Source organism: Shimia sp. (assembly GCF_039969785.1).
GTDB lineage: Bacteria > Pseudomonadota > Alphaproteobacteria > Rhodobacterales > Rhodobacteraceae > Shimia.
Map to the genome: position 1 here is coordinate 20162 of NZ_JBDVNC010000047.1, position 26671 is coordinate 46832.

Consider the following 26671-nt stretch of genomic DNA (forward strand, 5'->3'; position numbering starts at 1 on the left):
GTTGGCAAGGCTGGAATGACAGGATCATCCGGTTTGGCATGTCCTGCGCGCTTTAGTTCCAGACCAGACTGCGTTCCAGCCCGATGAAGATCGTATTTGAGTCGCGGTCAGTCGTGCCGTCTTGTGTGGAATGGCTATAGCGATACCCGCCAACCATGTCCCAGTCGCGTTCCAGTTCACGCCGATATGTCAGGCTGATATCAACCCGACGACTGTCTATGCCCAAGGCCCCCAGTTCGTTACTGTCCCGCAAAGACGCATCCAGCGACAGGCTGGACAAATCCGTCACCTCTTGTGTCACACCAAGAGATAGCGACGTATCGATCTGTTCATTGGCCAGCGCATCTGATGTCACTGATTGGCTCAGCGACAGCGATATGCTGCCTCGGGCCAGATCACGGATCCAGTCGATGCCATAAAGCGGGTCTGTGCTTAATCCTTCGGTGTGCGTGAGGCCAAAGGATAGGCCGAGAGATCCGGATTTGAGCTCTAGATCTCGGCGCAGATTAAGCTGATCGCGTCGACCACTTTCGGCCACATCCGAACTGAAGGTCAGCCCCCAGGACCCGTTCGGCGTCAAACGGGTCAATCCGCCGGATATGCTCAGGCCGTCTGTTGTACTTGGGGTGGGCCCAAGGAATTCGATCTCATCATAGCTCAGCGTCAGGTTCCCACTAAGAATGTCGGAAATTTCCGCATCCAGAGTGGCACCCAAAACCGTCGTTTCCCGATCGACCCCGCCCAGGCCATCCACATCGCGATCCGTATACCGCAAGAAGCTGCGCAGACTCAGGCGTGGGCTGAAGCGAAAGGTAAAGCCACTTTCAATTGTATCGGTGTCTTCGTCCAAAAGGCTGGTATCGGTTGTATCCGAATAGCGCAGTTGATCCCGGCGAATATTGAAGTCGGTTCCAAACGGCGCTTCAATCCCGGTGGCCCCGGAAATTTCCAATGTCAGGTTCTGACGGGTGCCTACATCTGACCCCAGAATGTCATCATCCAGATCGGTCAATCCGGTTGAATCTGAATTTGACACATCCGTTTCGCTATATCGCAGGCTCAGGCCCAGACGGGTATGTCGTACATCCCGGTCAAAGCTCAACACGACAAACGGGTCTTGAAAGGCGCTCCCTTCCAAATCCCCTGTACCCAGCTCTAAATCTCCGCCGATGCGGAAGATCAGAGTGTCGATGCCCGTGCTGCGTTCATGGGTCAGGCCGAGCGATGTCAGCGAAACCAGTTGCGAGTCTCCATCGACCACGAAATCCGGGTTATCACTGAATTCAAGATTTTGCCCGATCGTGATTTCGGTGCGTCGCCCGCCCGTTTCGTCACGGCCTTGCGCAAAAGGTTGCACAGGCAAAAGGGATAAAACGCACAAGCCAGTCACCCCACCAGCAGCAGGGCGTGCCATACGTCTGATTGCCCCCTTTACCGGACTATTCGAAGAGGCGGCGCTCCGGCACCAGAATAATGTCACCGTCAGTCAGCTCGATATCTGTTGTGGCCAGCGCCCCGTCTACAAGGGCCTTATAGTTAATTTGCGTTACGCTTTGCTGGCCGGTTTTGGGATCGGTCCGACGCAACTGCACACGTTTGGTTGCGGCAAAGCGGGTAAATCCACCGCCAGTCGCAATCGCCTGCAAAAGCGTTGTTCCGGGTTTTAATTCGGCACGTCCAGGCGACGCCATTTCGCCCATGAAAAAGACATCTATCGTACGTGGTGCACGTGCAGGGCCTGCTGCTTTGGGCAAACGTTCCTGAGGTTGGACCGTTACAAAAACATTTGGCGTTGCTGCAAAATTACTGGAGATCGCGTTGCCAATTGCAGCTTGGACCTGATCCACTGTGCGCCCACCCGCCCGCAAAGGGCCCGTGAACGGAAAACTGAAGCTACCATCGGGCAAAACCGGCACAGAACGATTCAGGCCTGGGTCTTCTAGCACCTCAATAACCAAGGTGTCCCCTGGCCGAATTTGATAGGTGCTTTGGGCCTGCACAGCCAAAGCCGGTAGCAATAGGGCGATCGTATATATAACGACGCGAAAAACGTTCTTCATCCTGGTCATCCTGATCCGGAGGCCCCCTCAAGCGCTTCGAGGTGCATTGTGACCTTTAAATGTCATGATCAAAAGAGAAAAAACCGCCAATCAGTCTGACCGGCGGTTCTCTGTCGTCATTGCGCAACGGTTGCACACATTCTTCAGTTCTGTTGCGAGGCTGTCCGCAAACGGCTGATTTCCTCACGCGCCCGTTCAATTTGGATACGTGTATCGGCTGGACCGGCCAACTCAACCGCCTTTTGCAGTTGTGTTAAGGCTTCTTCTTCGCGTTCCACTTGGGCCAATACAAAGCCCAGATGCGCCTGAACCAGCGGATCTCCGGGCAGACCTTTGGCCGCGGCTTCCAGATAAGGCAATGCGTCCTCAGCGTCCCCCCGGCGGAAGGCAATCCATCCATAGGTGTCTTGCAAGGCTGGGTTTTCAGCACCGCGCAGACGCCGTGCAATGGCCCAAGCCCGGTCAAGGCTTTCTGGATCTTCTTTGTAGGTCGACAAAAGGCTGGCGAGGTTATTGGCAATCACCACGGCATTCGAATTCCGCTCGTAAAGCGTTTCATAGATGGCAATGGCGCCATCTACGTCACCGTCTTGTTCCAAAATCGAGGCCTGAGCCCACAGCAATGCGCCATCTTCAGGCTGTACAGCCAAACCATCTTCAATGGCTTTGACCGATCCGGCCCGATCACCTTGGCGTGCCAACGCCCGTGAAAGTTCAAGCCAGACCCGACCACGTGTATCGTCTTCGCTCAGAAGCGCTTTGTATTCCGTGACGGCTGTGTCCAGATCGCCTGCCACTGTGCGCACAATGGCCAGTGCAAAACGCAGCAGATCATTGTCCGGATTCTCAGCGGCCAGTTCATCCGCCAGTTCCAAGGCCGCATCCGTTTCCCCAACCGACAGGCGGGCCCGGACCAACATCATCTTGTCGTCCAAATCCGCATCGCCACTTTGGGCCACTTGTTCCAGAAAATCCAAAGCCTGTGCGGTGCCTTGCGTGGCATTCAAAAGAGTGGCTTCCAGACCATCGGCCGCGCGGTTTCCATCATCAGTTTCAAGGCGACGCAACGTGTCGACAACCTGACGCGCACGCCCCAGATCTTCCATCGGGATATAGATTTGCCCCAGGGCCGACAGCAGTTCGATATTGCGGGGTTGCTGGCGCAGGGCCGGCAACAAAACATCTTCGGCGGCTCTGTAACGTTCTTCTGTTGCCAGCAGTCGCGCATAACGCAGTGCGGGTTCAGGGGCATTGTTGGATGCATCCACAGCAAGGGCAAGGAAATCACGCGCCAGATCATGGCTGCCGGAGCGTGTATAGGCTTCGGCCATCAGGTTCATCGCTTGCACGTCTTCAGGTTCGCTGTCCAATGCCAGACGCAGATTGGCGATTGCCCCATCTGTGTTGTCAGCCTGAATGTGCCAGGCGGCCTGCATCTTCAACGCATCGGCATGCCCGGTATCCGCTGAGAGGACTGTTTCCACCTGTCGGCGTGCGCCCACCTCATTGCCTTGCGTTGCCAGCATCCGCGCCAACATGACCCGCACGTCGTTGCGCGCACTTAGCGCTGCGGGATCATCTTCCGGCAAGTCTTGTGCGATGATAGCTTCCAATGCCGAAATCGCTTCGTCTTGCTGGCCTGCTCCAAAATCAAGCATCGCGCGCATCGCGATAAACCGTTCGGGCTTGGGGTTCACTTCAATGGCGCGTTCAATTTCGGCTCGTGCCGCATCTGGGCCCCGAACTTCGCCGACAAACCGGATGAGATCCAAGAAGAACCCAGGATCATCTGCCGCCGGATCCGAGATTTCACGCAAGAAGGTTTCAGCCTGATCCAGCTGCTGACGTGATATATAATATTGTATCAACTGCGCTTTGACTTCGAGCACATCAGGGAAGCGGTCGACCATCTCGCGCAGCTGCTCTTCGACGGCTGATATGTCGCCCATCTGCGTCAGATACCCAATCCGACGTTCATACAGCTGTCGGCTGTCGGGTTCGTTTGCAATCCGGTTGTCGATCTGTGCGAGGGCTGCTTCGTATCGCCCGCCTCGCGTGTAAGTGTCGATCAGAATTTCGCTTAGGATATGATTGTCCGGCATCTCGGCAATCAACGCTTCGGCTTCAGTGCTCAACGCTTCAAGCGCGGGTTGATCCGTGTCTTGTACCGCGCTGCGATAGTTGCGCGCCAAGGCAATTGCCTTCACGCGCAGTTCATCTGGAGCCAGTTCCATGGCCACTTTGCCGTGACGTTCAAGCTCGTCCCAGTTGCGCACTTCAAAGGCCAGCTCGGACAGAACGATGCGGGCTTCCTGATCATCGGGAAACCGTTCGGCCAGATACAGGTAATTTGAATAGGCACTTTGGATGTTGCGCTGTTCCAGCATCATCCGGGCGATGGTCACCCGCGCCTCGCGGTGGTTCTGATCCAACTGGAATACATTGCGCAGTTCGACCAGCGCACGGTCCGTATCCCCTGATTCAATCAGTTCGAGCGCGGATTGGTAATATTCCTCTGCTTGTTCTTCGGCCGACTTACAAGCCGCTAGGGTCCCGCACAGAAGGCCGATGGCCGTGTATTTCACGATAGAAGAAGCAAAAGACATTAAGGTTTTCCCTGAGCTATATCTTTGGGTGAACATTTTAGGCGAGTCTAACGTAAGATTGATGGTCCTGCCAACAACCCTACGTGAGCTCAGCCGTATAAATGTGGCGCCAGTAAGGAAAACCCGTTGGGATCAGTACCCAGTGGCTCGCACGACGACGCCAACTGTCTGACACAGAACTTGCATATCCCGTTTGAAAGATAAGGTCTGATCATAGAGATCGTCGTAATCCACACGTTGGACAAAATCGCAATGATTGCGGTCAGACACTTGCCAAAGGCCAGTGATGCCGGGGCGCATACGATAATAGGACTGCCCATGATAATAACGCTGTTGATCTGTCATCATCGGACGTGGACCCACGAGGGACATTGTACCGTTGAGAACGTTCCACAGCTGGGGCAGTTCATCCAGTGAGGTTTTACGCAGAAGGCTTCCGATCCGTGTAATCCGTGGGTCGGTTTTCAGTTTCTGCGTGCTGTCCCACTCGCGACGGGCTTCTGGGTTGGAGGCCAAATAGGCTTCCAAAAGCACATCTGCATTGTGAACCATGGTTCGCATCTTCCACATACGGAACATACGGCCTTTGCGGCCCACGCGCATTTGCGAATAGAACGGTGACCGCCCATCCAACGCAACCAGCAATGCCATAATAGCAACGACCGGTAAAACAAGCGGTGCGGACAGAAGGACAAGGGTGACATCGAACAAGCGTTTAAAGGCTCGACGATACGCGCTGTGTGGTGCGGGGGTGTGTGCCGTAAGTGAGGCACTTAAAACAGGCTGAACGCCCGAAACGAGATCCGGTGAATGCATTGTCATATATAAAATATCTGGCTGGCAGCCAAACCTTTCGAAACCGTATACACTCTGCAGATCTAAATGATCCGCAACTAAAGTTAATCAATACTAGTGGTGTACCATTCAGGCGAAGTTTAGGAAAGTATGGAATTTCTTGATGGCACGTTATTCCCCACAAATGGTTGATTTATTATTATTATTACCACTTTCTTACAGAGTTTGGCCACAGAGAAGCCGCAAAATTTCTACCTAAGAGGGATAATTTTCTACCTCTGCGCACAATTGCACAAAAAACCGACTCACCGGATCTTAGGGTGCGCTCACTTAAACCTACACAATGACCTCGACAATTTGGAACGAATCACACATGGGGCTGACATTTACGACCAAAGCGCCATATTATAGCCGTGCCAAGGCTGCAGAAGGCCATTATATAGTATCATAAGCTGCCGACAGGGCAGCTTGCATTTGAATGAGTGGGTATCGTGGGCAGAGATCTTTATTCAGAACACTTCGGATTCTCCGAGCGGCCGTTCACGCTGCTACCGGATCCCGACTTCCTGTATTGGTCCCGTGCACATACACGCGCCTACACAGTTCTTGAGTATGGCTTGATGACTCATGCTCCGCTCACAGTGCTGACCGGCGAAGTTGGCACCGGCAAGACGACTTTGGTTCAGGCTTTGCTGCGCCGCACCGAAGACGAGATGACCGTGGGCTTGATCTCAAACGCACAGGGCGGCCGCGGGGATTTGCTGCGTTGGGTGTTGAATGCATTAAATATAGCCCCTCACCCTTCCGGCGATTACGTCGAGCTGTTCCAGCAGTTGCAGGATTTCGTCATTGCTGAATATTCAGAAGGACGGCACGTGGTGCTGATCATCGATGAAGCGCAGAACTTGACCGCCGAAGTCCTCGAAGAATTGCGCATGCTCACCAATATCAATTCAGGCAAAGATGAATTGCTGCAGATGATTCTGCTGGGTCAGCCGGAACTGCGCGAAATGATCACCCAACCAGAATTGCGCCAGTTTGCACAGCGTGTGACTGCAACTTATCATCTGGACCCTATGGATTTGGAAACGACCCTTTCCTATGTAAACCACCGCCTTACTCACGTTGGGGGAACCGGTGCTGAAATTACAGAACAGGCCGTTGCACTGGTCCATGAAATTTCGGTCGGGGTGCCCCGCATGATCAACAAGATCTGTGATCTGGCTTTTGTCTATACGGCAGCTGCTGGCGAAGCCACGGTGTCGTCAGAGACGGTCAAAGAGGTTGCGCGCGATCAATTGATCTTGCCCAATGCACAGGCGCCCTATTATCTCACCAATCCGATTAACTCTTCTTCTCCTAAGGCTGCAGAATGAACTTTGATCTAAGATTTTACTGCTCCCTTTTCCTGCGCCGCTTGCCGGTGATGACAGCACTTTTGCTGATCTGTTCTGGTGTAGGCGTTGTCACAGCGCTGAAATTGCCGCCGATCTATTCCACCGCAGCTCGGATGTTGGTTGAAGAACCCCAGATCGAAGTCGACACAGTCACATTGGCGGTCGATGCCGCGCAGCAGCTGCAGGTGATCGAACAACAACTGATGACGCGTGCCAATCTGATCGACATCGCTCAGCAATGGCGTGTCTTTGAAGACATGCGGTCGATGACACCCGATACTATTGTGTCGGAAATGCGCGAGAATACTCGGATTCTTCGGTCCGGTGGGCGGGGTCAGGCGACGCTGATGACGATCCAGTTTTCCGGACGCAGCGGACAGATTGTGGCCGGTGTGGTCAATGAATATGTCACGCTGGTCCTCGAAAAGAACAAATCGGCAAGTCTCGCAATTGTTGAGAACGCCCTGAGATTCTATGAACAAGAAGTTGGGCGACTGAATAGCGCGCTGGACCAGCAAAGCGCCAAGATCATCAACTTTAAGAATGCCAATTCAACCGCCCTGCCCGATGATCTGGTGTATCGGCAGGGGCGCCAAACTTTGCTGCAAGAACGCTTGAGCCGTTTGGAAGGCGATCGTTCTGGATTGATCAATCAGCGTGCTGAAATGGTCGCTGTTTTTGAAGCCACGGGCAGTTTGCGCCCCTCAGGTACGCCACAACGCGAACTCAGCCCAGAAGAACAACGATTGAACGCACTGCGCCTTTCACTTCAAGAGGCGCTTGGCGTTTATTCCGAAACTCACCCAAGTGTACTCCGGCTGAAAACGCAAATCGAGCAGCTGGAAGCCGAGATCGGAGCACACAGCGGCATCGACAACACAGACACCGAAGATCAATCTGGTGTGCCTTCGCTTTTGGACGTCACCCTGACGGATATCGACCAACGTACTGAAAATATAGACCGCGACATTGCGCGGACGAACGATGAACTCGGCGCATTGGAAGAGTCGATCTCATCCACAGCCGCCAACGCCATCACTTTGGATGGGTTACAACGAGAATACGAAAACATCCAAAATCAGTATAACGCCGCAGTGACCAATCTGAACCTGGCGCGCGCCGGTGAACGCCAAGAGGAAAATGATCAGGGCCAGCGGATCACAATCATTGAAAACGCCAGTGTCCCGCAGGATCCCTCCGGCCCCGGGCGCACCAAGATTGCAGCGGCGGGCATCGGTGCCGGGCTGGGACTGGCTGGGGGGTTCTTTTTCCTGCTGGAATTTCTGAACCGAACCATCCGCCGTCCAACCGAGCTGAGAGCTCGCTTTGGCATCGTACCCTTGGCCAGCATCCCCTATATGGAAAGCCGCCGCGAACGCACCATGCGCCGCACAATCCTGATCACAGCCTTTGTCGCCGTCCTGATCAGTGTTCCGGCTATACTATATTATATAGACACCCAGTACATGCCGCTGGAACTGCTCGCCAACAAGATCATCAATCGCCTGGGTATTGGCTGACGCCGCCCTTCAGTCTCAGGGCGCAACGCGCCTTGTGATCTGAGAACAGCCAAGCCGGAGAGAATGTTATGGAAAAGTTGCAAGCAGCGCTGGAAAAGGCCCGCCTGAAACGCGGAGGTGGTTCCGGGACAATGCCCGCTCAGACCGCGCCACAACGCGTCCCGCGTGCGCAAAATGCACGCTCGGCAAATGTAGATACCTTATGGTCGTCGATCCCCTCTGTTGCGCTGCAAGATTCCGCCTTGCTCCGTCATCGCATTGTGACCCGCAATGCATCTGAGGAAGCCACCCCGTTTGATATCTTGCGCACTAAAATTATCCTTCAAATGCAACAACATGGCTGGTCTCGCCTGGCTGTGACATCCCCTATGCCGCAATCCGGAAAAACAACCACGGCCTGCAATTTGACATTGGGCTTGGGGCGTCAAAACAATCTGCGCGCCATGCTCTTTGATATGGATTTTTCGTCCCCCTCTGTGCACAAATCTTTCGAACTGGACCCCCGCGATTCAATCAAGCGGTTTTTGACCGGCGATATCAGCTTTGAAGATCAGGCCACGCGCATTGGCGAAAACGTCATCGCATCGATGTCCCCGCGTGTCGAAAGCGACCCCACACAGGTCCTGCTTGCCGAACGGACAATGCATGCTCTGGACGAAGTCCAAGACAACTATGAACCCGATATCATGATTTTTGATCTGCCCAGTGTTCTGAAAGGTGACAACACCCGTGCCTTCCTTAAAAATGTGGATTGCGCGTTGATCATCGCCCGTGCCGGCATCACCCGATATGGCCAGTTCAACACAGCCGAACGCGAGATTGCAGAGCATACAAATGTGCTGGGTGTTGTCCTGAATGCTTGCGGGTCAGGCGTGGGCCACGGCGACGTAGAATAGGCAAAACTTTGCTGAAATGTGGCACGCCGCCAGCAGTTCTTGCCATGGTTGAAATTGAAACGAATCAATTTCAACCTCACATCACCAGATTGTTCAGAAATCCTTCATTAATAAGCCCCAATAACCGGAGCTGTTGAAAAACTGCGCCAAAATTCGCAAAAAAAATCTGTTTTGGGGCAATATTATGGCTAACAAATGTTTAACACTTGGTCGGAATAGGCTATTATCTGCCGGTGTAAGCGTCTCCCAATTGTGGGGAATAGTGAGGAAATAGCATGAAACGTATTCTAACTACAGCCAGCGCGGCCCTTCTGGCACTTGGAACGGCAGCATCGGCATCTACATTTTCATTGGTCGGTGAAACAGCTGGGATTATCCCCGGTGCCGGAGCAACAAACGAAGTTCTGACCGAAACGTTCAACCTTGGTGGTGCGGCTGGTTACTTCGGTGCACAAGTAGAGCTGGACGCAGCTTCCGATATTGAAGTCGCGTTTTTCGGTTACGAAGCAGGCTTTACAAACAGCTTCTCATTCGGCGGCGTGACGACCACGACTGAAGTCCCGACGCTCGCGCTTCCTGGTCTAGAGTTGGGTCTAAACGGTGACAGCCAATCAGAGTTTGCTGCCGACGAAGCAAGCCCATTGTCAAGCTACACAGCCTCAGGCATTGGCGCTGGTCTGCTGGACTTCTCGTTCCTGACAAGTGGTTCTGCTGGTGGAGTTGTCAACGGTTTCAACCCTGACAACTCGTTGGTTGACGCGAACTTCTTCGTATCGTTCGGTCGGGATTCGCTCCGTCAAAGCATCTTCTTGTTCTTTGATGACGGTGGTGCAGAAAACGATGACAACCACGATGACCTCGTCGTCCGTTTGACCATCGGCAACGGCCAAACAGAGCCAAACCCAGTTCCGCTACCTGCAACAGGTCTTCTGCTGCTTGGCGCCCTGGGTGGCATGCGCATGATGAAACGCCGCAGCTAATCTGCATCGTTTCTTACAGAATTCTGAAAAGAGGCCCCAACCGGGCCTCTTTTTTTGTGCCCACCCTTGTACCCGCCCTTTTGCAAAGCAGCACAAATTAAAAAAGGCAGACGCGCAATCGCACTCTGCCTCTCTGCCATCCTAGAGCGCCCGACCTTAAACATGAATCGCTTTTCGCTGCCTCTCCCTTTGGTCGAACGCGAAAAGTGATATTCGATGGCTCAGGTTAAAGGCCAGACGCTTTAGAATGTTCTGAAACGGATTAAGCTTTTACGCCCAGACGTTCACCCACACCGTGCCGATCTTGCAAAGCGCGCCACCAGGCTTCGTTTTCAAGATACCATTGCACCGTGCGTTCAAGCCCTTGTTCAAGGGTCACCGATGGGCGCCAGCCCAGTTCGGTTGCGATACGCGTGGGATCAATCGCATAACGTTGATCATGTCCCGGGCGATCCGTCACAAAGGTAATCTGATCGGCGTACGGCGTGGATTTGGGGCGTTTGCGATCCAAAATCGTACAGATCATCCGAACCAGATCAATATTCGCGACTTCGTTTTCACCGCCAATATTATAGCTGCGCCCCAACGCGCCCTTTTCCAGAACGGTCAGCAACGCATCGGCATGGTCTTCGACATACAGCCAGTCCCGCACATTATCGCCCTTGCCGTAAATTGGGATCGGTTTTCCAGCCAGCGCGTTCAGAATGACAACCGGCACCAGCTTTTCGGGAAAATGAAACGGGCCATAATTATTGGAACAATTCGTCAGCACCACCGGCAACCCATAGGTTTCATGCCAAGCGCGCACCAGATGATCGGATGCGGCCTTTGAGGCGGAATAAGGCGATCGCGGATCATAAGATGTGTCTTCTGTGAACTGCCCGGTTTGCCCCAGCGACCCAAACACTTCGTCTGTTGAAATGTGGTGGAACCGGAAGGTTTCGGGTTTGCCCGCATTGGTCCAATGGGTCCGCGCCGCTTCCAACAAGTTATACGTACCGGTGATGTTGGTTTCGATAAAATCGCCCGGCCCATCAATTGACCGATCCACATGGGATTCCGCCGCCAGATGCATCACCGCATCGGGCCCATGGCGTTCAAACACCGCGTCCAATGCGGCGCGGTCGCGCAGATCGGCCTGTTCAAATGTATAAAGCGGGCTGTTGCCAACAGAAGCGACGTTATCAAGACAGGCCGCATAGGTCAGCGCATCCAGATTGATGACTGTGTGACCCTGCGCCACGGCAAGACGCACAACCGCTGATCCAATAAAACCTGCGCCACCTGTAACAAGAAGTTTCATCTCTGCTTATCCTTCATAGACAAATGGGCTGTCAAAGCTGTCCAATGTTGGCGCAGATTTGTCCTTTGCCGACAGAACCGGTGCGATCCCGGCCATGCCCCAATCAATCCCAATCTGCGGACAATCAAAGCGCACCGCGCCATCGCATTCCGGGGAATAATAATCCGAGCATTTATAGACGATCTCGGTATCGGGTTCCCGTGTGACAAACCCATGCAGGAAACCCGCAGGAACCAACAATTGCTTGCCGTTCTCAAAACTCAACTCAGTTCCGAACCATTTGCCAAAACTGGGGGATCCTTTGCGGATATCCACGGCCACATCAAACAACGCCCCGCGTCCGCATCGCACCAGCTTGGCCTGTGCATGAGGCGGTGCCTGAAAATGCAGACCTCGCACGGTGCCCACTTGCGCAGACACAGAATGATTATCCTGCACCCACTCGATATCGAATCCGGCGTCGACCATACGTTGGCGGCTCCAGCTTTCGCAAAAGAACCCGCGTGCATCGCCAAAGCGTTTTGGCGTCAGAACAACAACGCCGCTTAAATCCGTTTGCTCAATCAACACATCGAAATCCACTCGCTCACAATATCGCTGCCCCATTACCAATGCGCCCCTGCCCTGTCACGCCAAAAGAACAGATTGAAACGGATAACGCCCCAGACAAAAATAGGGGGAGCAAAGATGCGGCGTCCCGGTATATGAAGGCCCTGAGTCTTCGTAAGTTAGGAGCAAGTCTTTGAAAACCATTACTCCGGTTCTGCTATGTGGCGGGTCTGGCACACGGCTTTGGCCTTTGTCGCGTAAATCGTATCCCAAGCAATTTGTCCCTCTTGTTGGGGAAGAAACTCTTTTTCAAGCGTCAGCCAAACGGTTGTCCGGGGGCACGGATGCTCTTGGCTTTGCCGCTCCGATGGTGCTGACCAATGCTGATTTCCGCTTTATTGTTGCGGAACAATTACAAAGCGCGGGGATTGATCCCGGTGCGATCCTGATCGAACCTTCGGTGCGCAACACCGCCCCTGCCATTCTGGCCGCGGCCATTCGTGCGGCTGCAGTCAACGAAAACAGCATCCTGCTTGTCGCTCCGTCAGACCACGTGGTTCCGGATGTTGCTGCATTCCATGCGGCCATGATCCGTGGCTTGTCTGCCGTCGAACAAGGGCAGATCGTCACCTTCGGGATCAAACCAACCCATGCCGAAACGGCATATGGGTATCTGGAACTGCCACACGCACCTGATGCAGACGGCGCCCCCATGGGGCTGACACGCTTTGTCGAAAAACCCGACGCGGCGCAGGCACAGACCTTACTAGAGGCCGGGAATTATCTGTGGAACGCAGGTATCTTTATGTTCCGCGCCGGCGATATGCTGGCCGCCTTCAAAGATCACGCACCCGACCTTTTGACCCCGGTTCAGCGGGCCGTGGACGAAGCCGAAGAAGACCTTGGCTTTTTGCGCCTTGCCCCAGACCCTTGGGCCGAAGCGGATGATATCTCGATCGACTATGCGGTTATGGAACGCGCCGAAAACCTGTCGGTTGTGCCCTTTGACGCCGATTGGTCCGATTTGGGCGGCTGGGATGCGGTGTGGCGCGAAAGCGGGCCAGATGCAAAGGGTGTGGTCACATCAAACAGCGCCACAGCCATCGATTGCTCCAACACATTGCTGCGCTCTGAAAGCGAACGGTTGGAACTTGTTGGCATCGGGTTGGACAACATCATGGCCGTGGCCATGAATGACGCGGTTCTGGTCGCGGATATGTCGCGCGCCCAAGATGTCAAACTGGCCGTGGCCGCGCTCAAGGAAAAAGGCGCGGATCAAGCCGTCGCTTTCCCCAAAGACCACCGCCCTTGGGGCTGGTTCGAAAGCCTTGTTGTCGGCAATCGCTTTCAGGTGAAACGCATTCTTGTGCATCCCGGTGCCTCGCTCAGCCTGCAAAGCCACTTCCATCGCTCGGAACACTGGATTGTCGTTGAAGGCACCGCCCGTGTGACGGTGGATGATGACGTCAAATTGGTGACCGAAAACCAGTCTGTCTATATCCCGCTCGGGGCTGTGCATCGCATGGAAAACCCCGGCAAAGTGCCAATGGTGCTGATCGAAGTGCAGACTGGTGCCTATGTCGGAGAAGACGACATCGTCCGCTACGAAGATGTCTATTCACGCAAATAATCCTGCAGGTGCGTGTATCTGATCCCAAATCAGGGTCTGATACGCGCGCCCGCTCACCCAACAGGCAGGCAATATGCAGCGGGTTTTCATCACCGGGTCCGCCGGCTTTATCGGATTTCACCTTAGCCAGCTTTTGCTGAAAGAGGGGTACCAGGTCCATGGCTATGACGGGATGACGGATTACTATGACGTGCGCCTGAAACAACGCCGTCACCAAATCCTCCTGCAAAGCCCGGATTTTTCCGCCACCGAAGCGATGCTGCAAGACGACGACACGCTGCAACAGACTGTCGATCGCTTTGCCCCGGATGTGATCATCCATCTCGCTGGGCAAGCAGGCGTGCGTTACAGCCTTGAAAATCCACGCGCCTATATCGATGGCAATGTCACCGGCAGTTTCAACGTAATGGAAGCCGCGCGCCGCCTGAACGTGCAGCATCTGCTGATGGCGTCCACCTCCTCCGTCTATGGTGCCAACACCGAAATGCCCTTTGCAGAAACGCAAAAGGCCGACACGCCCTTGACCATCTATGCCGCCACCAAAAAGGCGACCGAAGCGATGGGCCATTCTTACGCGCATCTGCATGACCTGCCCGTGACCATGTTCCGCTTTTTCACGGTCTATGGGCCATGGGGGCGCCCGGATATGGCGTTTTTCAAATTCACCGATGCGATCCTGAAAGGCGATCCCATCGACATCTATAACAATGGCGAAATGTACCGGGACTTTACCTTTGTCACCGATCTGGCCCGCGCCATCCGCCTGTTGATCGATGCCGTGCCGCCCACCCCAGCAGGCCGCCCCGAGGACATGACACCCATCAACGGCGACAGCCTCAGCCCCGCCGCCCCCTTCCGGGTGGTCAATATCGGCAATTCAGACACCGTACATCTGATGGATTTCATCGTCGCCATCGAAGACGCGACCGGCACACAAGCCAAACGCAATTTCATGCCCATGCAAACCGGCGACGTCCCGGCCACATGGGCCAATGCCGACCTGCTGAATGCGCTAACCGGATACCGCCCGCAAACCCATTACAAAGACGGGGTCGCGCAGTTTGTTCGCTGGTTCAGAGATTATTATCAGCTTTAAGGGGCGAAACAGGCAAAGTCTGCTGTGCGAACATTGTGTGCTCTACAGACCCGTAAGATGGCTTTGGACACAGCCCATGTATGTAACACCCATGCTATACCCGCTCCGCGCGACAACGTGATTTTTGTGTTATCCACATTTCTGTCACGATACTACTTATGAAAAAATCTCTCTGCATCCCCGCATTCGTTCTGACGGTCACTTTGACAATCAGCTCTGCCATTGCGCACGCTGAAACCGCAAAGCCTCGGGTTTTGACATTGCCAGATAGAGCAGATGCCACCCTGCCCGGAAATCAGACCCAAGCGCGCCACGGTGTGAAAATCAATCGCGGCTCTGGCTTTCCGGAACCTGTGATCAAGATTGTTGAACCGAAGGTAGAGCCCGTAGTGCCCCGTCGTCGGATTATCCGCAAAAGGTCGCGTTGGTGACGTTGCAAACCTAGAGCATTGCACAGAAAGCCGCGCCAAAGACGGGGTCGCACAGTTTGTCGGCTGGTTTAGAGACTATTATCAGCTGTAAAGAGCCCGTCCTCGACGCCATCGTTCTGACAAGATCACTTGATACCGCCCGAAGTGAAACTTCGGAGGTGTATTGTCTTTGCGTTTGATGAAAAATAGTGCGCGCTTTCGCTGCTGTCCTTCTGGTTTTTGCAAGTACCGATGCCAAAGCTGATCTGTGGGGTGGTAAATCACATAATCAGTTTGAGACGATCTACGAACTCATCCCGGATGTCGAACTCAAGTCGCATACTGTCTTCTCGCATCACCGATATGACATTATCGGTGCCAAAAACCGTCCTTGGCAGCCTAATACTTTGCCAGCTGTTCAATGCAGATGGTGAAATTATCTCGGCACAACACACAAACACCCAAACCGACAAAACTCAATTACACCTCAGTGTAGAAGAACCCGCTGTATCGGTAAAATGCGCAACCATGCGCGTTCAAAAAAGGGTGGCGTCTCCTTAACATTCCTTCGTGCATGGGCACTGGCCCGACCTGTGCGCATGCCCTTTCAGGTCAGGCGGGTCAGGCTGTTGGCGGTGACCCAACCGGTTTGATTTTGGGGATCATCCAGAAACTGGGTGACCAGATCGTTCCATTCCATACCGATATACAGCCCTTCAAGCCCTACTTCAGAAGCAGTAGAGAGGTGCGAAAACAGGCTCTGATCGGCCACAATTTGCGCCATAGCCCCAGCCAGCGCCACCGAATCAGAAGCGGCAAATTCCAGACAATCGGTGCCCGGTGTCAGGCGTCCGCGAAAGGCGGGGTGATCTGACAGGATCAGGGGTGAGCGCGAAGCAAGCGCTTCGTAGATCACATTGGGCAACCCTTCGGGATAGCTGTGGCGCGAGGGCACGATGACCATGTCATGCGTAGCCATTTGGGCACGCACCTGATCATGGGGGATCAGCCCGATAAAATCGACCCGGCCGGCCACATCCATTTGGGCCGCCTCAGCGCGCCAATGATCCAGATCACCGCCCCCCGCAAAGGTCATGCGCAGACCCGGCGTTTGTTGCACTGCACGCAGGCAATCACCGACGCCTTTATCCTCGCTGAGGGCGCCTGCATAAAACGCACAAGGGGCTGTGGCATCGTGCAGGCCCGTGCGGGCGGGCGCGACATTGCGCAAGCGAGCCCAATCCCAAGGCACAATCCGGGACGGATCAAGGCGCAGCACATCCTTGAGGGTTTGCGACGCATTCAAGCTGTGATTGGCGACACAAGGAAACGGCCCGTTCCGCAGGGCGCGCATCAATTGCCAATTGGTCCAGCGTGTGCGCGGGCCGCCCTGTTGGAACAGATCAGCAAAGCAAGGCAGGGTCGGGATGTTGCGGGCCTTGGCGGCTTTGATCAGGGGCAAATGGGGCAGTCGCAAAATCAGCCGGTCCGGGGCCAGACGATCCAGCAATGCGCCTGCATCCTGATCACGCGCAATGCCTTCTGATATCAGACCCGGCGCCAATTCATCTTGATGTGGGCCTGTGGTCGACACGGTGGTGACACGTGTCAGGTCTGACCGGTCCAGTAGATCGGCCACAAACTGCACCGAGGCGCGCTGATCGCGATAGGTTTCTGCCCCCCCTTCGGCAAAGCGCCGGTAGGCATCGGCGTAATGGCCGGTCTGAATAAATACGCAATGCACGCGGGGTTGTCCTTGCTCGATCTGCCTTTGGGGCGGGTTCAAGATAGCTGTACCTGATTTAAAACGCACTGGCAGGGCCTGATCCAAGATATTTTGGGGAATAACAGAGCAAAATTACCCCTTTATTCAGTGTATTGTTCATGAAAAACCTTCATTGCCATGAAATCACCCCATTGGCATTGCACGGGCATGGCAAGGCCCGCTATGTGAGGCCGCGATTAGATCGCCCCTTTGGCGGAACAAAGAACAGATACAGAGTTTATATATATGACCGAACGTCTCAAGATCGCCGTGGTTGGTCTCGGTAAGATGGGTCTTTCACATTTTTCGTTGGTTGGGGCGCATCCTCAAGCCGAAACGATGGCCTGCGATGCTGCGGGTTTCATGGTCGATGTGTTGTCCAAAAATGTCCCACACACGATCTGGAAAGATTACGACAAGTTGCTGTCCGAAGGCGCGCCGCAAGCTGTGGTGATTGCCACGCCGTCCCGCCTGCATGCCCCGATGGTGCGGGCTGCCCTTGAAAAGGGTGTGCATGTCTTTTGCGAAAAGCCCTTTTGTCTGGATTGGCGCGAAGCCGAAGAGCTGGCCGCGCTGGCGGATGAAAAAGGTCTGATCAATCAGGTGGGCTATCATTACCGCCATGTGGGTGCATTCCAAGAGATGAAGCGCCTTGTGGATGCGGGTGCGATTGGGCGGATCACCCATGTGATGGCCGAAGCCTATGGGCCGGTGGTGCTGCGCCCCAAAAAGCAAAGCTGGCGCACAACCAAATCCGAAGGGGGCGGGTGTCTTTATGATTATGCCGCGCACCCGCTGAACCTGTTGAACTGGTTCTTTGGCACGCCTGCCGAAGTAACTGGATCGGTGTTGAATTCGATCTTTTCGGAAGGCACCGACGACGAAGTCTTTTCGACGCTGCGCTTTGAGGGGGGCCAGACGGCACAGATGTCGGTGAACTGGTCCGATGAAAGTCACCGGAAGATGTCGACCAAGATTTCGATGATCGGGACCAACGGGCGCCTTTATGCGGACCGGCAGGAATGTCAGGTCTATCTGCGCGAAGAGGTTCCGGGCCTTGACGGCTATGGCACGGGATGGAACGTGAAATATACAACCGAGCTGACGCAAGAAAGCTGGTTCTATTTGCGCGGTGAAGAATATTCCAACCAGATCGATGCGTTTATCCGCAGCTGTCTGGGGGAAACTGCCCCGTTGGGCACTGATTTTCGCGATGCAGCGGCCACAGATCGGTCGATTGCGATGATCTTGCAGAATGCAGAAACAGGTCAGGCCGTGGGCGAAGCGCCCGCCCCTGTGACACCTCAGCCCGCCAAACGGCGCGGCTGGTTTGGACGCTAGGGGAGCGCGACAATGGAACATCAGATGGACAAGCTTCTTTTTGGCGACAACCAGTTCTTTGGCATCAACCACATGTCCGAAGAAAAAGCGCGCGCGCAGGCCATGCGGTTTCAAGACAGCAACGCAATCATGGACGTGTTGGATGTCGCGTATGATGCGGGCATCCGCACCTTTATGTGCACCACCCATGACCGCATCGCCGAAATTGCAGAGATCGTGCGCAACAACCCCGAACGCTATCCCGACTTCCTGTTTTACCCCTGCATGCCCTATGCCCATAAATACGCCAATGCGGTAACAGATTTCGGCATGATGGGCGCGGTTCAGCATTTCATGCCCGAAGGTGGCATGTTGCAGACTGCCTTGCGCGGCGGTGCTGCACTGGCCACGAAAGATGTGGACGGGATTGCGAAAATCCTGATCGACGCGGAAATGAAGATGTTCAAGGGGCTGAATACGCCTGTTGTCTTCATGCAGAACGTCTTTACGGATTTGCTATTGGGTTTGGGCTTTGGTCGGGCGTTGCGTGTGTTCCACGATCACGTGCGCGAAACCTATAATGCAGAGCCGGGTTTCATCACGATGAACATGCCCTTGTGTCTTGAGGTGCTAGAACGTGAAGGCATCGAAAATCCGATCATTTGTTCCAACATCAACAAGATTGGGTTCCGTATGTGTGGCGGCGCCGAAGCCTATAAGGCTGCAATGGAAGCAGGGCGCGTGCGTGCCGTGGCCATGTCGGTTTATGCATCCGGTGCCATTCCACCGGCCGAGGCCATAGAATGGGTGTCAGAATTGCCAAATCTGGAATCCATCGTCTTTGGGGCCTCCAGCCGGGCCAATATCCATTCGACACGGGATCTGGTTGCGCAGCATATGGGGCCTTCGGGGTAGTGCCCGACACGATTTCATCTGCGTTCCAGCCTCGACGGGACGAAATCTTTGCACACACGACGCTTCGAGGTGTCGCGGCGCTGTGCGTGGTCGCACATCATGGATTTCATCTGTCCGGACATACGCCCGGCTACAATCCGATCTATGCTTTTTTTGATTCATCCTACTTATTTGTCGACCTGTTCTTCATTCTAAGTGGCTTTATTATGCAGGAGACCTATGGGCGAAGCTTGCGCAAATCTTACACCGATACAGGTTGGATGCGATCGGTCGGACGTTATTGGCTTCGACGGGCTCTGAAAGTTATCCCAAATTACTATCTGGGTGTTCTGGCAGGAGTGACCGTATTTGTACTGATCAATCATTTGCGCTCTGAAGCCTTATTCCCGGATTGTCTACGCGAGACGACAACGGCATATCTTTTTATGTATCAGGAACTGTCCGGAGGAACCTGTCTCAGCATCAATCAACCTCTATGGTCAATCGTGACCGAGATGATGTGCTATTTGGTTTTCCCTTTGATGCTTCTGATGCTGAAGATCCCGCTGTTTTACCTGGTCGTTTCATCGGGCCTTTATGCGGTGTTGATGTTGTATGCTCAGGATATGAATATCATTCATGGGGCTCTATCTATATTTAGAACATTAGCGGGGTTCTTGTTGGGGATGTATATTGCGCAAGCGCATAACGTTCTGTCAGACGTCGCTAAAGCACGCCTGCAACTGCCTACCCTTGTGGGGGTCGTGCTGTGTGTCTGCTTAGGACTGGAATTGTTGGCACTGGTTTGCTTTGCGGTGATGGTACTGGTGACGGCAAGCCAGCACGGTCCGTTGGTGCAAATATCAAAAGCATCGGCACTTTATCAACCAGGACGAGCGTCATTTGCCATTTACCTCGTACATATGCCCTTGTTGATCTTCTTTAAGCTGGTCGTGCATAAGCTAGAGGCGGACTCGGGCCTTGAGATCACATCCTATCCTTCGCTGTTCGTGTTTGTATCGCTATGCCTTGCGCTTGGTTTTGGGGTGCTGGCTTTCCGATGGGTGGAATGGCCGATAGAGAACATAGCGCGGTCCATTCGACATAAGGTCGAAAGAATATGATGGACTTGATAAATTTAACTCATAAGACAATTCCTATTGCGACGGTTTCTTTTTCTTGGCGATGGAACTTGTGCTGTAGGAAAAGAAACCTATGCCTGACGGATCAAAAATGCTTGTAAACCAAAATCTTAAGCCCGTGCCCATGCTCAACGCATTTGTGCATGATCTGGATATGGATGATCTGGTGAAGAACTTCACCGAAGGCATGATGCTGACGCTGCATGTCGATATGATCATGAAGCTGCAGCAGGATCAGGAGTTCTATGACATCCTTGATCAGTTCGACGTGGTCACCTGTGACAGCCAGATCATGTATTTCGCCACCAAGTTTCTGGGTACGCCTGTGCGTCAGCGGGTGTCAGGATCAGATTACTTTCCCAAGTTTTATATGCATCACAAGGACAACCCCGACATGACGTTGTTTATGATGGGGGGCAAGCCGGGTGTGGCAGAGCTGGCCGCCAGCAATGTGAATGAAAAAGTCGGTCGCGAATTCATCGTGGGCACATATGCGCCGTCCTTTGATTTCGAAGACAAACCTGACGAGATCGAAGACATGATCGCACAGGTCAATGCCAGCGGCGCCACCGCTTTGTTGGTCGGGCTTGGCGGCGGACGTCAGGAAAAGTTTATCATCAAACACCGGGATCGGATGCCCGGGGTCAAGCTTTGGCTGCCTTTGGGGGGAACCATCGATTACGAAAGCGGGACGTTTGATCGCCCCCCGGCTTGGATCACCGAAGCCGGTTTTGAATGGCTCTATCGTTTGATCAAAGAACCACGCGCCCGGTTTCATCGCTATGTGGTTCATGAACCTCCCTTTTTGTGGGCGGTTCTCAAGCAAAAGCTGGGGTTTTACCGCGATCCGTTTGCGAAGGGCTGAGGATCATGGTGCTGGCCCAAGCCCCCACTCTGTTGCGTATCGCAGAACAGACCTTTCCCGGCCGCAAGCTTGCGAATGTAAAGCTGAAGGCCAAAATGTTGGCTGCTGCTCAGGGGCAAAAGCAATCGCTAAAGCCGTTTTTAGAACCCGCGCCCGAGACAATGCTGGCCCGTGTCATGGCGCAGCGGCCCGAAATGCTGGGCGCGTTGATCTGGCCTTATCAATGTGCATCTTGGAAAGCCGAGACACGCCTGAACCGGATCGCAGCCCATTACCAAGCTGTTGATGCGATTGGTGGGCCCTATTGCTTTGATCTGGATGATCAGTTGGTGGTTGTGACGCTGGATGAACAGCATGCAGGTCTGCGTGTGGTTCTGGATCAACCCAAATGGTTCATGCGCGAAGGCGGATTGACCGTGAACCTGTTCGTTGGGGATTTCCGTGCGTTTTCATTGGCGTTTTCACTGTGGCCAACGGATCAGGGTCTGGTCGGGGTGATTGGTGGATTACAAGGGCGTAATCGCGATAACGCGTTGGATCTGTACCGGCAACTGACCAAGGATTTGCATGGGTTGCGGCCACGGGATTTCCTGCTGGATATCTTCCGCATGTTGGCGCGGCGCATCGGCGTGCAAGAGATCCACGCCGTGGCCCAAGCACAGCGGCACCATCTGCACCCTTTCTTTGGCGACAAGGAAGTGAGCCCCAATTACGATGCAATCTGGACAGATCGGGGGGGCACACAGATGGATGCGGGTTTCTGGCGGTTGGATGTGGCGCCTGAAATACGTGATATTGAAACCGTCAAACCAAAGAAGCGTTCTTTGTATCGCAAGCGGTTTGCCTTTTTAGACACCTTCGAGGCCGCCTTTGCTGAAGGATTGGACACAGCGCAACCCACGCAGTTTGTAGATACCTGACTCATGCTGATTGATAAACGTGACCAGAGACTGATCAGGGCGATTCACCGCTATCAACATCATCGCGATGCGCGCGGGCTGTGGGCGCGCCTGCAATGCGCGCGCGGCAAGTTGGGTCACGAAATCTGGTCGCTGTTAAGCGGGTCCGACATCAACCGCGAAGCCGATCTTGCCGCTAATCTGCGCATGCCTCATCCCACCGGGATCGTGATGCACCGCAACGCCCGTGTCGGGGCCAATTGCCTGATCATGCAGCATGTGACGTTGGGTGAAATCGAAGGGGGCAAGGCTCCACAGATTTCTGACGATGTCTATATCGGGGCTGGAGCGCGCATTTTGGGTGGTGTGACCATTGGCAAAGGCGCGCGTATCGGGGCCAATGCGGTTGTGTTGCAAAACGTACCAGCAGGTGCCACCGCTGTTGGTGTTCCAGCGCGTATTCTGACAGGCTCAAAACAAACATAAGGATTACCTTTGTTCTTCCCTTCGCAGAACACAGCGGAAGGCATCATGTTGTTGCAATTCATACCCGTGAAATGACGGCACCAGGTGACAATTGTCTCTACGCCACTGCCACTGTCCCGGACCAGTTGGAAGAAAAATCTGAAATATAAGATGAGGTTTGAACCCCGCCCGCCTGAGTGACCGTTCGCGTGCCGAATGTCGATGATATGCCAGACGCGGGTGTGATCATCGTGGACCTGTCGCGGTTTGATGCCGCTCCTTTGATAGCATTCACTGCAACAAAGGAGACTGAATATGGAACTAAAACGGACAGACGAATTCCGCCGAGATGCGGTGCGTATCGCATTGCCAAAAAAGGACATGCCATAAACCCACATCCCAGCCGAACTGTCGCGGCTGACTGATATTGGGCAACGGGTTCGCTCCCCGCCCAATCAGGCCCCCCACCAGCTGTGGTAAAAGATCCAGAACTGGAGTTCGGTAAACAGCATCGTGCCGCTCGCTTAGACGGTTTCAGGGGACCAGAGATCAGCCCGTTCTGCTTCGATTTCAGAAGCTGCACGGGCTTTGCCCACAGACAAAGCCCGACGTTGATAGGCTCGGATGAAGGCACGCAATTCGGCATCCCCATGCTGTGGGTCGCGCCGCAACATCGCGCCAAAATACCCCTGCAGGATGGAAAGCCCGCCCGTCACATAGGGTGGCTGGCGCATCTTGTTGATGGCGGACGCCACCAGATATACCGGCCCCGTGCCCATGTAATACTGACCAAAGCCGTGGCGACGGCGGCCCACATGAATATTTGTCTGGCTTGATCCCATCGGGCGCAAATGTTCGAAAGCCAGTTCAGGCGCATCCCAGCTGCCCACAATCCAACCCAGCTGACGCGCCTTGTGGCAATCCAGACCATCCCACATGACCTCGCGGGCAAAGCCGCCGATCTGGTTGAAACAGCTCACGCGCATGAATTTGGACGCCCCGATCGACATCTCGTCTCCGATGCCTTCCGAAATCTGCTGGCCCTGCGGCCCGCTATACCACGTCTTGCCCGAACAACTGCCGACACGGGGTTCTGCCTCCATCCGGTCCATCAGGCCCGCAAAATAAGTCGGCGGCAAATCCAGATCGAGATCGAGCTTACATAGGTAAGTGTACTCGCTCAGCGTCACCGTCTCGAGCCCGGCATAAAAGGCTTCGATCACGCCAGGACCCACGGCCCGCTTGCCCCGATCTTCGCGGTGCACCACACGGATCCAATCATGTGCGGCCGTGTATTCGGCCAGAATCTGAGGGCTGTCATCCGTCGACCCATCATCAACAATAACCCAAAGGGCGGGCCGTTCGGACTGTGCCACCATGCTGTCCAGCGTGCGGCGCATATAGTCGGCCTCGTTACGTCCGGGCGAAATGACGACATAAGCGCGGGTATCAATTGCGTGTTTCATAGCTGGTCTATGTTCGATATAGACAGCACAGACAAGAAGACGCTTATCCTGTTATGACGATTATCTAAGTTTGTTTGAAAGATGCATACCTCAATATCACAGCTCACACCGCCCTCTATACCCCCCCCGAGACAGATCTAGCTCTGTCTTAAGCGTGTCGCAGTGTTTTCACGAAATCGACCCACCTCCTCGATATTGCGCCGCAAGCGCTCTCATGGCAGGAGCAGCCCGGGCAAATTTTTAAGCTTCAAAGGACTATTTCATGGCGCTTCTGGATGTAATTTCCTCCCGTAAGGCCCGTGTGGGCATCGTTGGTCTGGGCTATGTTGGCCTGCCGCTGGCCGTCACGGCCGCCCGACAAGGGTTTCCCGTCACCGGGTTTGACATCGATGACAGCAAGATGGCGCGTCTGGATGCAGGCGAAAGCTATATCGGGGCGGTGACAGATGCCGATCTGAACGCGGTCAAGGACGGGTTTGACTGGACCACGGATTTCAGCCGTCTGGCCGAATGTCAGGCCATCCTGATCTGTGTCCCCACGCCCCTGACCAAGCAGCGCGAACCCGATCTGTCCTTTGTGGAAGAGACCACACATAAGATCGCGCAGCATATCAGCGCCGGCACCGTTGTTGTGCTGGAATCAACAACCTATCCCGGCACAACCGAAGAAGTACTCGCCCCGATCCTTGAAACATCAGGTCTGACACTGGGCAAAGACATCTTTCTGGGCTTTTCCCCCGAACGCGAAGATCCCGGCAACACCAGTCACAACACACGTTCGATCCCCAAAGTGGTTGCAGGTATGGGCGATCTGGCCGGCGATCTGGTCGAAGCGCTCTATGCCGGTATCGTGGACACGGTTGTGCGCGTGCCAACACCCGCCACCGCCGAGGCCGTCAAAATCACCGAAAACATCTTTCGCGCGGTCAACATCGCTTTGGTCAACGAACTCAAGCTGATCTATGACAAAATGGACATCGATGTCTGGGAGGTCATTGAAGGGGCCGCCACCAAACCCTTTGGCTATATGCCCTTCTATCCCGGCCCCGGTCTGGGCGGGCACTGTATCCCGATTGATCCGTTTTACCTGACATGGAAGGCCCGCGAACACGAAGTGCCGACGCGCTTTATTGAGCTGGCTGGCGAAATCAACACCAACATGCCGCATCATGTCGTCGACCGCCTGCGTGAAATCGTCGACCGCGAAGTCGGCAAAGGCCTAAGCCGTGCGCGCATCCTGCTGGTGGGTGTGGCGTATAAGAAAAACGTTTCTGATATGCGCGAAAGCCCCTCCATGAAGCTGATGGAGCTGTTGGACGAAGCGGGCGCAGAGGTGGTGTATATCGATCCGCATGTGCCTGAAATCCCGCCCATGCGCGAATACAAACAATACGTGGCGCGCAGTGCGACCGATCCCAAAACCCTGACCGCAGACCAAATTGATGCCGTGCTGATCGCCACAGATCACGACGCCACCGATTATGCCGCCCTGCTGGATCTGGATTGCCCGATCATCGACACCCGCAACGTGATGGCCAAACGCGGGCTTGATCTGGACCGGGTTCGCAAGGTCTAAAACGGCAAAGGGCTTCTTATGGCGACCACGCCTCCTATCCTGATCCACGCGGGATACCAGAAAACGGCTTCGACGTTTCTGCAAAACCAGATCTTTTCGGATCAGGCGGTTTTTGCCGCGCCGTGGGGCACACAATCCGCCATGGCAATCGAGGCGTTCATTCTCAGTCACCCGGCGCACTTTGAGTCTGACGCGATCCGTGCCGATTTTGCCAATACGGATGGGCGCATCCCGGTGATCTCACACGAAGACTTGCTGGGCTATCCAATTTACGGACGCTATCACGCGGAAGCGGCTTTGACACGGATGGCCAAGGCGTTTCCCGAAGCCCGTCTGCTGGTCTGTGTGCGCGAACAACGCAGCATGATGATGGCCCAGTATTTGCAATATATCCGTCAAGGTGGATCTGAAACGATCCAAACCATGCTGACGGGCAACATGGACCGCCCCGGGTTTCGCCCCATTCTGCGCCGGGATCATTTCGAATATGACCTAAGCTACGATTTGGCCTGCGCACATTTCCCAAGGGAACAGGTTCTGTTCATGCCCCACGAGCTGATGCGTGCGGACCCTGCAGCTTATATGCAGCGCCTGAATGGGTTTTTGGGCACAACGCTTGAGGAAACGCGCCTTGAACAGGTTGTCTATGCCCGGCGCGGTGATGCTGCGATCCTGCTGGAGCGTTGGCTGAACCGTTGGGTGCCTGTGCCTGCCGTGCGCCCGGCCCGTTACGAAGACAACACCCGTCTGGTCAAGCTCAAGAATACACTGATCAAGCGGATCGATCCGATCTTGTCGCGCCACACCAAAATCGGCGCCCGTCAAATCACCGCGATCCGCGGCTTTATCGATGACACCATCGGAATCGAATACGCCGCATCAAACCAACGATTAAGTGATCGCATTGAATTGGACCTGACAGGGCTGGGATATCCGGTCGCAACTTAACCTTTTGCTCACACAAACCACCAGACAAACTGGGTGCACAGGCTTTCAAAAAGAACACGCTTCTGCCATAGAACAACCAGTTTCAGCTG

Annotated in this window: 22 protein-coding genes; 14 read left to right on the plus strand and 8 right to left on the minus strand. The window is 54.4% G+C overall.

Annotated features, from left to right (window positions below; translation table 11 throughout):
• Positions 1–52 precede the first annotated feature (52 nt).
• From ABJI08_RS20650 to ABJI08_RS20665, 4 genes are all read right to left on the minus strand, one after another.
• The gene (locus ABJI08_RS20650) at positions 53–1414 is read right to left on the minus strand and encodes a hypothetical protein (RefSeq protein ID WP_348403745.1); all 1362 of its coding nucleotides are present in this window, start codon (positions 1412–1414) and stop codon (positions 53–55) included.
• A gap of 25 nt (positions 1415–1439) precedes the next feature.
• On the minus strand, positions 1440–2060 hold the full coding sequence (locus tag ABJI08_RS20655; protein ID WP_348403746.1) for a polysaccharide biosynthesis/export family protein: 621 nt from the start codon (positions 2058–2060) through the stop codon (positions 1440–1442).
• A gap of 143 nt (positions 2061–2203) precedes the next feature.
• Complete coding sequence (locus ABJI08_RS20660; protein ID WP_348403747.1) at positions 2204–4666, minus strand: tetratricopeptide repeat protein; 2463 nt, start codon at positions 4664–4666, stop codon at positions 2204–2206.
• A gap of 132 nt (positions 4667–4798) precedes the next feature.
• Positions 4799–5377 (minus strand): sugar transferase, encoded by a 579-nt coding sequence (locus ABJI08_RS20665; protein WP_348403761.1) that lies wholly within the window; start codon positions 5375–5377, stop codon positions 4799–4801.
• A gap of 566 nt (positions 5378–5943) precedes the next feature.
• On the opposite strand from ABJI08_RS20665, the gene ABJI08_RS20670 reads away from it, so the two are divergent.
• The 4 genes from ABJI08_RS20670 (at position 5944) to ABJI08_RS20685 (ending at position 10254) form a co-directional block, all read left to right on the plus strand.
• On the plus strand, positions 5944–6837 hold the full coding sequence (locus ABJI08_RS20670; RefSeq protein ID WP_348403748.1) for an AAA family ATPase: 894 nt from the start codon (positions 5944–5946) through the stop codon (positions 6835–6837).
• Between the two features lie 50 nt (positions 6838–6887).
• Positions 6888–8378, plus strand: coding sequence for a chain length-determining protein (locus ABJI08_RS20675; protein ID WP_348403749.1), 1491 nt, complete (start codon positions 6888–6890; stop codon positions 8376–8378).
• Between the two features lie 68 nt (positions 8379–8446).
• Complete coding sequence (locus tag ABJI08_RS20680) at positions 8447–9274, plus strand: CpsD/CapB family tyrosine-protein kinase (RefSeq protein ID WP_348403750.1); 828 nt, start codon at positions 8447–8449, stop codon at positions 9272–9274.
• 275 nt (positions 9275–9549) lie between these two features.
• Positions 9550–10254: a hypothetical protein gene (locus tag ABJI08_RS20685; protein ID WP_348403751.1), complete on the plus strand. Its 705-nt coding sequence runs from the start codon at positions 9550–9552 to the stop codon at positions 10252–10254.
• Positions 10255–10516: 262 nt separating this feature from the next.
• On the opposite strand, the gene rfbB is transcribed toward ABJI08_RS20685, so the two are convergent.
• Both rfbB and rfbC read right to left on the minus strand, forming a co-directional pair.
• The gene (rfbB, locus tag ABJI08_RS20690; RefSeq protein ID WP_348403752.1) at positions 10517–11557 is read right to left on the minus strand and encodes a dTDP-glucose 4,6-dehydratase; all 1041 of its coding nucleotides are present in this window, start codon (positions 11555–11557) and stop codon (positions 10517–10519) included.
• A gap of 6 nt (positions 11558–11563) precedes the next feature.
• Positions 11564–12127, minus strand: coding sequence for a dTDP-4-dehydrorhamnose 3,5-epimerase (gene rfbC, locus ABJI08_RS20695; RefSeq protein WP_348403762.1), 564 nt, complete (start codon positions 12125–12127; stop codon positions 11564–11566).
• 172 nt (positions 12128–12299) lie between these two features.
• Here rfbC and ABJI08_RS20700 point away from each other — a divergent pair, with 172 nt between their 5' ends.
• Together ABJI08_RS20700 and ABJI08_RS20705 are read left to right on the plus strand one after the other, a co-directional pair.
• On the plus strand, positions 12300–13736 hold the full coding sequence (locus ABJI08_RS20700; protein ID WP_348403753.1) for a mannose-1-phosphate guanylyltransferase/mannose-6-phosphate isomerase: 1437 nt from the start codon (positions 12300–12302) through the stop codon (positions 13734–13736).
• Between the two features lie 73 nt (positions 13737–13809).
• A complete protein-coding gene (locus ABJI08_RS20705) occupies positions 13810–14832 on the plus strand; it encodes an NAD-dependent epimerase/dehydratase family protein (RefSeq protein WP_348403754.1) in 1023 nt (340 codons plus the stop codon).
• 1017 nt (positions 14833–15849) lie between these two features.
• On the opposite strand, the gene ABJI08_RS20710 is transcribed toward ABJI08_RS20705, so the two are convergent.
• The gene (locus ABJI08_RS20710; RefSeq protein ID WP_348403755.1) at positions 15850–16986 is read right to left on the minus strand and encodes a glycosyltransferase family 4 protein; all 1137 of its coding nucleotides are present in this window, start codon (positions 16984–16986) and stop codon (positions 15850–15852) included.
• A gap of 267 nt (positions 16987–17253) precedes the next feature.
• On the opposite strand from ABJI08_RS20710, the gene ABJI08_RS20715 reads away from it, so the two are divergent.
• The 6 genes from ABJI08_RS20715 (at position 17254) to ABJI08_RS20740 (ending at position 22613) form a co-directional block, all read left to right on the plus strand.
• The gene (locus tag ABJI08_RS20715; RefSeq protein WP_348398746.1) at positions 17254–18348 is read left to right on the plus strand and encodes a Gfo/Idh/MocA family oxidoreductase; all 1095 of its coding nucleotides are present in this window, start codon (positions 17254–17256) and stop codon (positions 18346–18348) included.
• A 24-nt stretch (positions 18349–18372) separates the two neighbouring features.
• Positions 18373–19242 (plus strand): hypothetical protein, encoded by an 870-nt coding sequence (locus ABJI08_RS20720; RefSeq protein ID WP_348398745.1) that lies wholly within the window; start codon positions 18373–18375, stop codon positions 19240–19242.
• Positions 19242–20345: an acyltransferase gene (locus tag ABJI08_RS20725; protein WP_348398744.1), complete on the plus strand. Its 1104-nt coding sequence runs from the start codon at positions 19242–19244 to the stop codon at positions 20343–20345. Before ABJI08_RS20720 ends, ABJI08_RS20725 begins: the two co-directional genes overlap by 1 nt.
• Before the next feature lie 142 nt (positions 20346–20487).
• A complete protein-coding gene (locus ABJI08_RS20730; protein WP_348403756.1) occupies positions 20488–21228 on the plus strand; it encodes a WecB/TagA/CpsF family glycosyltransferase in 741 nt (246 codons plus the stop codon).
• Between the two features lie 5 nt (positions 21229–21233).
• Positions 21234–22148, plus strand: a complete 915-nt coding sequence (locus ABJI08_RS20735; protein WP_348398742.1) for a DUF535 family protein — start codon at positions 21234–21236, stop codon at positions 22146–22148.
• Positions 22149–22151: 3 nt separating this feature from the next.
• A complete protein-coding gene (locus ABJI08_RS20740) occupies positions 22152–22613 on the plus strand; it encodes a DapH/DapD/GlmU-related protein (protein WP_348398741.1) in 462 nt (153 codons plus the stop codon).
• Positions 22614–23116: 503 nt separating this feature from the next.
• Here ABJI08_RS20740 and ABJI08_RS20745 read toward each other — a convergent pair.
• Positions 23117–24058 carry a glycosyltransferase family A protein gene (locus tag ABJI08_RS20745; protein ID WP_348403757.1) on the minus strand — a complete coding sequence of 314 codons (942 nt, stop codon included), beginning with the start codon at positions 24056–24058 and terminating at the stop codon, positions 23117–23119.
• Positions 24059–24320: 262 nt separating this feature from the next.
• On the opposite strand from ABJI08_RS20745, the gene ABJI08_RS20750 reads away from it, so the two are divergent.
• Both ABJI08_RS20750 and ABJI08_RS20755 read left to right on the plus strand, forming a co-directional pair.
• Complete coding sequence (locus ABJI08_RS20750; RefSeq protein WP_348398758.1) at positions 24321–25634, plus strand: nucleotide sugar dehydrogenase; 1314 nt, start codon at positions 24321–24323, stop codon at positions 25632–25634.
• Between the two features lie 18 nt (positions 25635–25652).
• Positions 25653–26582 carry a sulfotransferase gene (locus ABJI08_RS20755; RefSeq protein WP_348398757.1) on the plus strand — a complete coding sequence of 310 codons (930 nt, stop codon included), beginning with the start codon at positions 25653–25655 and terminating at the stop codon, positions 26580–26582.
• The last annotated feature ends 89 nt before the right edge of the window (positions 26583–26671 follow it).